The 10,526-nt window shown below is 67.8% G+C and carries 9 protein-coding genes and 1 pseudogene; 7 read left to right on the plus strand and 3 right to left on the minus strand.

Annotated elements, in window-relative coordinates:
- A pseudogene (locus ACTJLF_RS05205) lies at nt 1-3,139 on the minus strand (hypothetical protein); the annotation flags it as partial.
- Nucleotides 3,140-3,439: 300 nt separating this feature from the next.
- On the opposite strand from ACTJLF_RS05205, the gene ACTJLF_RS05210 reads away from it, so the two are divergent.
- Nucleotides 3,440-3,874, plus strand: a complete 435-nt coding sequence (locus ACTJLF_RS05210) for a DUF1841 family protein (protein ID WP_019656213.1) — start codon at nt 3,440-3,442, stop codon at nt 3,872-3,874.
- 51 nt (nt 3,875-3,925) lie between these two features.
- Here ACTJLF_RS05210 and ACTJLF_RS05215 read toward each other — a convergent pair whose 3' ends face one another.
- The gene (locus tag ACTJLF_RS05215; protein WP_440882628.1) at nt 3,926-4,918 is read right to left on the minus strand and encodes a LysR substrate-binding domain-containing protein; all 993 of its coding nucleotides are present in this window, start codon (nt 4,916-4,918) and stop codon (nt 3,926-3,928) included.
- A gap of 103 nt (nt 4,919-5,021) precedes the next feature.
- Here ACTJLF_RS05215 and pcaH point away from each other — a divergent pair, with 103 nt between their 5' ends.
- Nucleotides 5,022-5,747 (plus strand): protocatechuate 3,4-dioxygenase subunit beta, encoded by a 726-nt coding sequence (pcaH, locus tag ACTJLF_RS05220; RefSeq protein ID WP_019656215.1) that lies wholly within the window; start codon nt 5,022-5,024, stop codon nt 5,745-5,747.
- Nucleotides 5,748-5,770: 23 nt separating this feature from the next.
- Nucleotides 5,771-6,373, plus strand: a complete 603-nt coding sequence (gene pcaG, locus ACTJLF_RS05225; protein WP_208604401.1) for a protocatechuate 3,4-dioxygenase subunit alpha — start codon at nt 5,771-5,773, stop codon at nt 6,371-6,373.
- A gap of 84 nt (nt 6,374-6,457) precedes the next feature.
- Here pcaG and ACTJLF_RS05230 read toward each other — a convergent pair whose 3' ends face one another.
- The gene (locus ACTJLF_RS05230) at nt 6,458-7,150 is read right to left on the minus strand and encodes a c-type cytochrome (RefSeq protein ID WP_019656217.1); all 693 of its coding nucleotides are present in this window, start codon (nt 7,148-7,150) and stop codon (nt 6,458-6,460) included.
- 169 nt (nt 7,151-7,319) lie between these two features.
- Here ACTJLF_RS05230 and ACTJLF_RS05235 point away from each other — a divergent pair, with 169 nt between their 5' ends.
- Genes ACTJLF_RS05235 through ACTJLF_RS05250 form a run of 4 tightly spaced genes read left to right on the plus strand, consistent with a single transcriptional unit; the run spans nt 7,320 to nt 10,271 of the window.
- Nucleotides 7,320-8,174 carry an AAA family ATPase gene (locus tag ACTJLF_RS05235; protein WP_019656218.1) on the plus strand — a complete coding sequence of 285 codons (855 nt, stop codon included), beginning with the start codon at nt 7,320-7,322 and terminating at the stop codon, nt 8,172-8,174.
- Between the two features lie 3 nt (nt 8,175-8,177).
- Nucleotides 8,178-8,423, plus strand: coding sequence for a hypothetical protein (locus tag ACTJLF_RS05240; protein ID WP_019656219.1), 246 nt, complete (start codon nt 8,178-8,180; stop codon nt 8,421-8,423).
- 28 nt (nt 8,424-8,451) lie between these two features.
- Complete coding sequence (locus ACTJLF_RS05245) at nt 8,452-9,039, plus strand: GNAT family N-acetyltransferase (protein ID WP_440882629.1); 588 nt, start codon at nt 8,452-8,454, stop codon at nt 9,037-9,039.
- 44 nt (nt 9,040-9,083) lie between these two features.
- Nucleotides 9,084-10,271: a vWA domain-containing protein gene (locus tag ACTJLF_RS05250; RefSeq protein ID WP_019656221.1), complete on the plus strand. Its 1,188-nt coding sequence runs from the start codon at nt 9,084-9,086 to the stop codon at nt 10,269-10,271.
- Nucleotides 10,272-10,526 lie beyond the last annotated feature (255 nt).

Below are 10,526 nucleotides of genomic sequence, written 5' to 3' on the forward strand. Positions count from 1 at the left end.
GACCACCCAGCAGGCCGCCGACCACGCCGTTGTCACCCAGGACGCCGTCGAGCAGACCACCAGCGTCGCCGCCAGTCAGACCACCCAGCAGGCCGCCGACCACGCCGTTGTCACCCAGGACGCCGTCGAGCAGGCCACCAGCATCGCCGCCCGTCAGGCCGCCCAGCAGGCCACCGACCACACCGTTGTCGCCGAGCACGCCACCGAGCAGGCCGCCGTCGCCGCCGAGCACGCCGCCCAGGAGACCACCATCACCACCGAGGACGCCGCCCAGCAGGCCATCGCCGCCGATGAGGTTGGCCACGCCGTCGGTCAGGTAGTCGACTTGCGTGTCGACCGCATTCAGCAGCGCGCTGGTCGTACCGGTGCCGAGCAGCTGGTCGGTCACCGGGCTCAGCAGGCCGCCCACGCCGTCGGTCACCTGGTCGACGACGCCGTCGACCGGGTCGAGCACGTTGGGGTCGTTGGGCGTGAAGGTGGAGCCGAGCACCGGAGCCAGCAGGCCGTCGACGGTGTCGGTCACGCTGTCGGTGATGCTGGTCACCGGGGCCAGCACATCGCCCAGGCCCAGGTCGCCCAGCAGGCCGTTGTTCAGGCCCGAGGCCACGCCGCCGACCACGCTGTCGAGCGGGTCGAGCAGGGCGTCGCCGGTGCCTGGGGTGCCGCCGTTGCCGATGCCGCCCAGCAGGCCGCCGAGAAGGCCGCCCACGAGGCCGTCATTGCCCAGCACGCCACCCACGATGCCGTCGTCGCCCAGCAGGCCGCCGACCACGCCGTCGGGTCCGAGCAGGCCGCCGGCAAGGCCGTCGCCGCCGAGGACGCCGCCCAGGCCGTCGCTGCCCAGGAGACCGCCGACCAGGCCGTTGTCGCCGAGCAGGCCGCCCACCACACCGTCGCTGCCCAGCAGGCCGCCGACGATGCCATCGTCACCGAGCACGCCGCCCAGCAGACCGTCGTTGCCGAGCAGGCCACCGACGATGCCGTCGTCGCCCAGCACGCCGCCGAGCAGGCCATCGTTGCCGAGCACACCGCCCAGCAGGCCGTCATTGCCCACCACGCCGCCGAGGAGACCGTCGTTGCCGAGCAGGCCACCCACGAGGCCGTCGTCACCCAGCAGGCCGCCGACCAGTCCGTCGTTGCCGAGCAGGCCGCCGACGGCACCGCCCAGCAGGCCGCCTTCGCCGCCGAGCAGGCCGCCCAGCGGGCTGTCGGCGATGATCCCGGAGATCGCGCCATGCTCGCCGAGCAGGCTGTCGACCAGGCCGCCGTGGCCCAGCAGCTCGCCGGTGAGGCCGCCGCTACCGAGCACGTTGGCCAGGGTGCCGTCGCCGCCGAGCAGGCCGCCGACGAGGCCGTCGTCACCCAGGACGCCGCCCAGTGCGCTGCCGTCGCCGAGCAGGCCGCCCAGCAGGCCGTCTTCGCCCAGCAGGCCGCCGGTCAGGCTGCCCACGGCGCCGTCGCCGAGCAGGCCGCCCACGATGCCGTCGCTGCCCAGCACGTTGCCCAGCAGGCCGCCCACGGCACCGTCGGAGCCCAGCAGGCCGCCGACCACGCCATCGGGTCCGAGCAGGCCGCCCACGACGCCGTCTTCGGCCAGCAGGCCGGAGACCACGCTGCCATTGCCCAGCACGTTGTCGAGCAGGCCACCGACGACGCCGTCGTTGCCCAGCAGCTGGTCGGTGACACCGCCGAGGCCCAGCGCATCGGTGAGGCCGCTGACGATGCCGTGATCGCCGACGAGGTTGTTCAGGCCGTTGTTCAGCGCGTCGGTCAGGTAGTCGACCTGGCCCACCACCGTGCCGAGGATGGCGGTGGTGGCGCCGGCGCCCAGCAGGTTGTCGAGCGTGGGGCTCAGCGAGTCGCCCAGCAGGCCGGCGACGCCGCCCACGGTGTTGTCGATCGGGTCGAACTGGTTGGGATCGTTCGGCGTGAACTCGCTGCCGAGAACCGGCGCCAGCACGTCGTCGAGCGTGTCGGTGAGGCCATCGACCGCATGGGTGACCGGAGTGAGCGAGTCGCCCAGGCCGAGCGCGTTGCCCAGGCTGTCGGTGACGTGGCCGACGAGGCCGTCGCCCGGGTCGAGGAGGTGGTCTGCGTCGGCGTCTGCGTCTGCGTCTGCATCGGCATCGGCATCGGCATCGGCATCGGCATCGGCATCTGCGTCGGCATCTGCGTCTGCATCTGCGTCTGCGTCTGCGTCTGCGTCTGCGTCTGCGTCGGCATCTGCGTCGGCATCGGCATCGGCATCTGCGTCTGCGTCTGCGTCGGCATCGGCGTCGGCATCGGCATCTGCGTCTGCATCGGCGTCGGCATCGGCGTCGGCATCGGCATCGGCATCTGCGTCTGCATCGGCGTCGGCGTCGGCGTCGGCGTCGGCGTCGGCATCGGCATCGGCATCGGCATCGGCATCGGCATCGGCGTCTGCGTCGGCGTCTGCATCGGCATCGGCATCACCGTCCGCATCCGCATCAGCATCGGCGTCCGCATCGGAGTCGGCGTCTGCATCGGAGTCGCCAGGATTGGTCGGATTGCCCGAGCCGACGAGCAGCGGGAATGCGCTGTCGCTGCCGCCGCCACCGCCGCTCAGTGCAGCACCCAGCGCCGCGGCGCCGAGGGCGCCCAGCGCGAATTCACCGAGGCCGATGCCGCTGCCGGCAGCGAGCTTCTTGGTGACGGCCAGGGCAGCGGCGTCGGCGTCGCTGTCGGGCGGGGTCACCTGCAGGTCGCCCGAGGCGACATCGACATTCACCTGTTCGAGGCCGCCGGGCAGCTTGGTCGAGCCGATGGTGGCGTCGGTGCCGCCGGTGAACACACCTGCGAGCGGGGCCTTGTTGGTGGCCGATCCGGGGAAGAGAACGTTGGCGTGGCCGTCCTGCGGAACGATCACGCGGTCGCCGGCCATCAGCGTCTGATTGCCATCGACGGGAATGCTGACACCGTCGCGCATGACGGTAACGCCGGGCGTGGCGTTCGATAATGTGCCGATGCTGGCCGGGGCGGCAGCTGCGGCAGGAGCGGCCGGGCTCACCACGCCGGGGGTACCCAGCGGAGTGACGGTGGCCTGGGCGAGAACCACAGGGGCAGCGCCAGCGGCGGCAAGTCCCTCGGTCGAATTGGTCGATGCTTGTTGAGCGGTCATGGCAGCCTCTGTGACAAAAGATGCCTACTCAGGGGCAACTAGCGTGCCGCTTTTGCCGGGCTCCATTCCGAAGCTGCCTTGGACACCGCAACTCGTTGATTCGTATGGAAAATTTTCTTTTTGCAGGACCTTCGACGGGGTGTGGAAACAGCTCGTAAGGAGGTCAATTGGCGATTCGTTACGTTACGAAGTAACGCCGCGTACCCGGAACGTCCGACACATCCGAAGCGCCGCGAAGCCGCCGAGAAAACCGTTCTCGCCGGCCTCTCCCTTTCATCTTTTCGCCACCTCTATATAGATATGTTCAACCCCTCCCAGGAAGACGTGCGCCGCTTCTTCTGCGACGTCTACGCCAAGCACCGGCAGGGCCTGCCGATGGAAGCGCTCGAGACCATCGCAGCCGGCTGGATCGACCAGCACCCCGAGTACCACGAGGACCTTGCAGACGCCGACGCCGCGGTGGCGCGGGTGTACGACGGATCGAACGGACGCGAGAACCCGTTCCTCCATCTGTCGATGCACCTGTCGATCAGCGAGCAGTGCTCCATCGACCAGCCGCGCGGCATCCGGCAGGCGGTCGAGCTGCTCGCTGCGCGACGCGGCTCGCTGCTGCATGCGCATCACGAGGCGATGGAGTGCCTCGGCCAGATGATGTGGGAGAGCCAGCGCGCGGGCCGCCCGCCCGATGGCGAAGGCTACGTGGCCTGCGTGCAGCGTCGGGCAACGAAAGACTGACCCCCAAGGCTTCGCGCACTTCGTGTCGCTGCGCCACCTGGCGAAAACACGTTAGCCCTTGCGCTTGCGCCTGGCCGCGGGGGGCACCGCGCCCTGCTCCTTGGCGGCCTCTCGCAGCAGCACGGCCATGGCGGCTCGCAGCGCCGAGGGCTCGGCGTCGCTGCGCTGCAGCAGACCGACGGGCTCTTCCGTGCCGGCCGTCTCGATGCGCAGCCGCACGAGGCGCCTATCGTCCAGCTCGCCGCGCGCGGCACCCAGCGGCGTGATCCACACCGCATCGGACACTGCCGCCAGCGCGCGAGCCACCGCCACGTCGAGCGTCTGCAGCGCGTTGGCCGGCAGCACGAGGCCGCGCGCCGACAGGAAGCTCTCGGTGTTGTGGCGCGGGCTGGTGCCCTCGCCGTACACCACCAGCGGATAGGCCAGCACCGCCTGCACCGAAGCCGCCTTGTGCGCCAGCGGATGGCCCGCGCGCACCGCGAACACCAGCGCCTCGGTGTGCAGCAGCTCGAAGCTCAGGCCGCCCATCAGGCGCGGATCGCTCATGCGGCCCACCACCAGGTCGAGTTCGCCGGCGCGCAGCTCGTCGAGCAAAGCGGCGTTGGCCGCGCTCTTCACCACGATCTGCACCGATGGCCTGCTGTCGCGCAGCCGCGCCAGCGCCTGCGGCAGCAGGGCCGGCGCCACGCTGGGCAGCGCGCCGATGCGCAGCCGCTCGATGCGCTTGCCCGCCGCGGGCGCCACTGCCTGCGCGCTGGCGTCGAGCGCCTCCAGCACGCGCAGCGCATGCGCCAGCAGCTGCTCGCCGGCGGCCGTGAGGCCCTGCACGCCGCGCCGCCCGGCGTTGCTGCGCTCGACCAGCCGCGTGCCGGCAATGGCCTCGAGCTCGGAGAGCGTCTTCGACACCGCCGGCTGGCTCAGCGCCAGCCGCCCGGCGGCGCGCGCGAGGTGGCGCTCCTGCGCCACCGTGACGAAGCAGCGCAGGTGCCGCAGCTGCACGTTGCGAACGAAGTCCTGGCGAAGATCGGTGAGTTGGTCTTTCAATTCCTGCCGGTTATTGAAAACGTAGCAATCTTCAATTTACATCATCGGATGCCGCTTCTACAGTGGCGGCTTCCGAAGCGTCCCACGACAGGAGACAACGTTCATGCCGACCCATACCAAGGGCGACTCGCCCATCCTCACGCCGCGCGACTGGGATGCCCACCCCAGCTACATCTACCCCGGCTACAAGTCCACCGTGAAGCGCGGCCCGCAGAAGCCGCTCATTCCGCTGAAGGCCTCGCTCGGCGAGCTGCAGCAGCCGGTGTACGGCCACGACAGCATCGGCGAGTTCGACCACGACCTCACGCGCAACGCGCGCAAGAACGGCGAGCCGCTGGGCGAGCGCATGATCCTCACCGGCCGCGTGCTCGACGACCGCCGCCGCCCGGTGGCCAACACGCTGGTCGAACTGTGGCAGGCCAACGCCGCCGGCCGCTACGTGCACAAGGTCGACCAGCACGACGCGCCGCTGGACCCCAACTTCCTCGGCGCCGGCCGCTGCCTGACCGACAGCGAAGGCCGCTACCGCTTCCTCACCATCAAGCCCGGCGCCTACCCCTGGGGCAACCACCCGAACGCATGGCGTCCGCAGCACATCCACCTGTCGCTGTTCGGCCAGAGCTTCGCGAGCCGCCTGGTCACGCAGATGTACTTCCCCGGCGACCCGCTGCACCAGTACGACCCGATGATCACCGGCACCCCCGAGCGCTACCGCAACCGCCTCATAGCCGACTTCAGCCTCGACATCACCGAGGACGGCTACGCACTGGGCTACCAGTTCGACATCGTGCTGCGCGGCGCAGACGAGACGCCTTTCGAAAATCGATGAGCCAGGAGACGCAAACCATGTTGATGACCGCACTGGAAGCCGACTTCGGCCAGACCCCCTCGCAGACCGTGGGCCCCTACTTCGCCTACGGCCTCACAGCCACGCAATACGGCTACGACTTCGACCAGCCCTTCGACGCGGTGCTCGCGCTCGACGGCGCCAAGGGCCAGCGCATCCGCCTCGAAGGCCGCGTGCTCGATGGCGACGGCAACCCGATCAACGACGCGATGGTCGAGATCAGCCAGCCCGACGGCGAAGGCCGCTATCCGCAGACGCCCGAAGAAGCACGCGCCATGGGCTTCCGCGCCTTCGGCCGTGTCGGCACCGGCACGCACGAGGGCAACCGCTTCGTGTTCCACACCGTCAAGCCCGGCGCCGAGTCGCCCGGCGAGGCACCGCACATCAACGCGATCGTGCTGATGCGCGGCCTGCTGCTGCATGCCTTCACGCGTATCTACTTCAGCGACGAGGCCGAAGCCAACGCGAAGGACGCGGTGCTGCAGAGCGTGCCCGCCGAGCGCCGCCACACGCTGATCGCCGAGCGCGTGGAGCAAGGCGGGGCCGTCACCTACCGCTTCGACATCCGCATGCAGGGTGCCGACGAGACGGCGTTCTTCGACGTCTGATCCATCTGATCTCTCAGGGAAATCCCGGACATGAAAAAGCCCGCATCAGCGGGCTTTTTTTGTTTTTGGAAGCGCTCGACTTGCTTACTCGGCGCCGTGGTGGATGCGCGATTCGGGCACCGTCTTCAGCTCGCCCGGCAGCGAGCTGATGTAGCTGGCCAGCGTCTTGAGCTCGGCGTTGGTGAACTTCTTCTCCTCGACCTGCTGGCCCATCACCGCATTCGAACGGCCCAGGTGCGAGTTGTTCTTCACGCGGTACGACTTGAGCGCGACGAAGAGATAGTCGGCATGCTGGCCGGCCAGCTTGGGCACGGTGCCGTCGTTCGGCGTGTTGAAGTTGGCGCCGTGGCACTTGGTGCAGCTGTTGTCGGCGTTGCGGGTGATGAGTGCCTCGACGTTGGCCGGCGTGGCCTTGGCCAGCGTGGCGGGAGGTGCGCTGCCATCCTTCAGGCCGAGCTGGCTGTAGTAGGCGGCGATGTCTGCGATGTCCTGCTCGGTGAGCGTGTCCGCAATGGCGCGCATGGTGGGATGCTTGCGGTCGCCGCCCTTGTACGCGGTGAGCGCTGCCGTGATGTAGGTGGCGCTCTGGCCAGCGATCATCGGCACTTTGTGGATCTCCGGAAAACTGGCCTGGTAGCCGATGATGCCGTGGCAGCCCACGCACATCTGCACCTTCTTTGCTCCGTCCTGGGCCTTGCCAGTGACTTGTTGGGCTTCAGCCGAGACCGTCACGGAAGCGACAGCAAGGGCAAACATCGTGGTCAACAACTTGTTCATTTTGCGCGCACAATCTCGTGGAGAGTACAGTTTTTCGGATCAACATTCGATTATATGCAGGGGTCCCCTGGAACCCTGTGCAGGCCAACCCTGAGGCTGCACGACGCACATCGGGTGTGTTCTTTTCTCCACCCCCGTCCTCGTTCCATCCGTTCCATTCATCGCACTCATGAAATTCCAGGGCTCAGACAACTACGTCGCCACGCAGGACCTGATGCTCGCGGTCAACGCGGCCATCACGCTCAAGCGCCCGCTGCTCGTCAAGGGCGAACCCGGCACCGGCAAGACCATGCTCGCGGAGGAAGTGGCCCAGTCGCTGGGCCTGCCGCTGCTGCAGTGGCACATCAAGTCGACCACCAAGGCGCAGCAGGGCCTCTATGAATACGACGCGGTGAGCCGCCTGCGCGACTCGCAACTCAAGGACCTCGACGGCGGCGAGCGCGTGAGCGACATCAACAACTACATCGTCAAGGGCGTGCTCTGGCAGGCCTTCACTGCCGACCAGCCGGTGGCGCTGCTGATCGACGAGATCGACAAGGCCGACATCGAATTCCCGAACGACCTGCTGCGCGAGATCGACCGCATGGAGTTCTACTGCTACGAGACGCGCGAGCTCATCCGCGCCAAGCACCGCCCGGTGGTGTTCATCACCTCCAACAACGAGAAGGAACTGCCCGACGCCTTCCTGCGCCGCTGCTTCTTCCACTACATCAAGTTCCCCGATGCCGAGACGATGAAGCACATCGTCGGCGTGCACTTCCCCGGCCTCAAGCAGGAGCTGCTCGCGGCCGCGATGAAGACCTTCTACGACGTGCGCAACCTGCCCGGCCTGAAGAAGAAGCCCTCCACCTCCGAGCTGCTCGACTGGCTCAAGCTGCTGGTGGCCGAGGACATCCCTCTCGAAGCCCTGCAGAGCAAGGACGACAAGGTCGCGGTGCCGCCGCTGGTGGGCGCGCTGCTCAAGAACGAGCAGGACGTGACGCTATTCGAGAAGCTCGTCTTCATGCAGCGCAACAACCGCTGAGCCATGAGCAGCCAGAAACACTCCACCAGACAGCTCATGAAGCTGGGCATCGCCCAGGCCGTGATGTTCATGGTGGGCGCGCTGCTGGGCCGCGGGCTCGGGCTGCTGCTGGGCCTCGACGCCTTCGGCAGCGGCGAGTACAACAAGCGCGAGCTCATCGGCATCGCGCTGATCGGCCTGGGCGGCGGCGCCGGCGCACAGGCCGCGCGCGTCTGGTACACGGGCAAGTACGGCGACCCGCGCGGCTGAGCCCTGCGAGCCCGGAGGAAAGGGACAAATGGCATTCGTCGAACCCGTCACGCTGAAGGCCCGCGGCATCGCACTGGTGCCGCTTGCGCTCGCGCATGAGGAAGGACTGCGCGCCGCGGCCGCCGACGGCGAGCTGTGGAAGCTGCGCGTCACCTCCGTGCCCGAGCCGGAGAACACCCGCGCCTACATCGAGACCGCACTCAAGACCGCCGACCGCTTCGCCTTCGCCGTGACCGACGAGGCCACCGGCACCGTGCTCGGCACCACCAGCTTCCACGACATCCTGCCCGCAGTGAAGCGAGTGGAGATCGGCTACACGTGGTACGCCGCGCGCTGCCAGCGCACCCATGTCAACACCACCTGCAAGCTGCTGCTGCTCGGGCATGCCTTCGACGCGCTGGGCTGCAACGTGGTGGGCTGGCGCACCGACAACTTCAACTTCGCCTCGCAGCGCGCCATCGAGCGGCTGGGCGCGAAGAAGGACGGCGTGATCCGCGGCCATGCGATGCGCCGCGACGGCACCATCCGCGACACCGTCATGTACAGCCTGCGTTCGGGCGAATGGCCCGAGGTGAAGGCGCAGCTGCTGTATCTGCGCGACAAGCCGCGCGGCTGACGCGCGACGACGGCCACACACGAGAAACAACGAAGGAGCGCCCCATGCTCATCGACTTCTTCTACACCCTGCGCTCGGCCAAGCTGCCGGTGTCGGTCAAGGAATACCTCACGCTGCTGGAGGCCCTGCAGGCCGACGTGGTGGGGCCGAACTCCGACGGCGCCTACGGCATCGACGACTTCTACTACCTCTCGCGCACCGCCCTCGTGAAGGACGAGAAGCACTACGACAAGTTCGACCGCGCCTTCGCCGCCTACTTCAAGGGCGTGGAGATGCTGACCGACTTCACCAAGGAAGTGCCGCTCGACTGGCTGCGCAAGACGCTGGAGCGCGAGTTCACGGCGGAAGAAAAAGCCAAGATCGAGAAGATGGGCTGGGACGAGCTCATGGAGACGCTCAAGAAGCGCTTCGAGGAGCAGAAGGAGCGCCACGAGGGCGGCAGCAAGTGGATCGGCACCGGCGGCACCTCGCCCTTCGGCAACGGCGGCTACAACCCGCAGGGCATCCGCATCGGCGGTGCGGGCAAGAACAGGAGCGCCGTGAAGGTGTGGGACCAGCGCGCCTACAAGGACTACGACGACACGCAGGAACTGGGCACGCGCAACATCAAGGTCGCGCTGCGCCGGCTGCGCAAGTTCGCGCGCGAGGGCCATGACGAGGAGCTGGACCTCGACGACACCATCCACTCGACCGCCGCCAACGCCGGCTTCCTCGACATCAAGATGCGGCCGGAGCGCCACAACAACGTCAAGGTGCTGCTGCTGATGGACGTGGGCGGCACGATGGACGAGCACATCCAGCGCGTGGAGGAGCTGTTCTCGGCCGTGAAGACCGAGTTCAAGCACCTGGAGTTCTTCTACTTCCACAACTGCGTGTACGACTTCATGTGGAAGAACAACAAGCGCCGCTTCTCCGAGAAGTTCGCCACCTGGGACATCCTGCGCAAGTACAACAAGGACTACAAGCTCATCTTCGTCGGCGACGCGACCATGAGCCCCTACGAGATCCTGCAGCCCGGCGGCAGCGTCGAATACAACAACGAAGAGGCCGGCGCCGAGTGGATCCAGCGCCTGACGCACACCTTCCCGAAGTTCGCGTGGATCAACCCCGAGCCGCAGGGCGTGTGGCAGTACCGCCAGAGCATCGCGGTGATGCAGCAGCTGATGTCCAACCGCATGTATCCCCTCACGCTGCGGGGCCTTGAGGAAGCGATGCGCATGCTGTCCAAGTAGGACGATGCCGTCGATCCGGCCCGGCCTTCAGGAAGCGGCCGGGCTTGCTGTCAGAATCCGCCCATGGTCAGGGCGGTTCCTGTTTCTTCGCCGGCGTGGTGGCCGGCTTTGCTTTTGTGCGGCGTCCTGCTTCTGCAAGGCTGCAGCCTGCTGCCGAAGAAGGAATCCACCGAAGAAAACAAACCCGTGTCGGGCCTCGTGCGCAGCGGCGCGGGGGGGGGGGAGGGGGGGGTGGGGGGGGGAATGCATCGCGGG

Source organism: Variovorax sp. 22077 (assembly GCF_052044195.1).
GTDB classification, from domain to species: domain Bacteria; phylum Pseudomonadota; class Gammaproteobacteria; order Burkholderiales; family Burkholderiaceae_C; genus Variovorax; species Variovorax atrisoli.

Coding starts and splice junctions, on each gene's coding strand:
- ACTJLF_RS05235 (WP_019656218.1), top strand. CDS start 7,320: ATGAAATTCCAGGGCTCAGACAACTACGTCGCCACGCAGGACCTGATG.
- ACTJLF_RS05210 (WP_019656213.1), top strand. CDS start 3,440: ATGTTCAACCCCTCCCAGGAAGACGTGCGCCGCTTCTTCTGCGACGTC.
- pcaG (WP_208604401.1), top strand. CDS start 5,771: ATGACCGCACTGGAAGCCGACTTCGGCCAGACCCCCTCGCAGACCGTG.
- ACTJLF_RS05240 (WP_019656219.1), top strand. CDS start 8,178: ATGAGCAGCCAGAAACACTCCACCAGACAGCTCATGAAGCTGGGCATC.
- ACTJLF_RS05245 (WP_440882629.1), top strand. CDS start 8,452: ATGGCATTCGTCGAACCCGTCACGCTGAAGGCCCGCGGCATCGCACTG.
- pcaH (WP_019656215.1), top strand. CDS start 5,022: ATGCCGACCCATACCAAGGGCGACTCGCCCATCCTCACGCCGCGCGAC.
- ACTJLF_RS05230 (WP_019656217.1), bottom strand. CDS start 7,150: ATGAACAAGTTGTTGACCACGATGTTTGCCCTTGCTGTCGCTTCCGTG.
- ACTJLF_RS05250 (WP_019656221.1), top strand. CDS start 9,084: ATGCTCATCGACTTCTTCTACACCCTGCGCTCGGCCAAGCTGCCGGTG.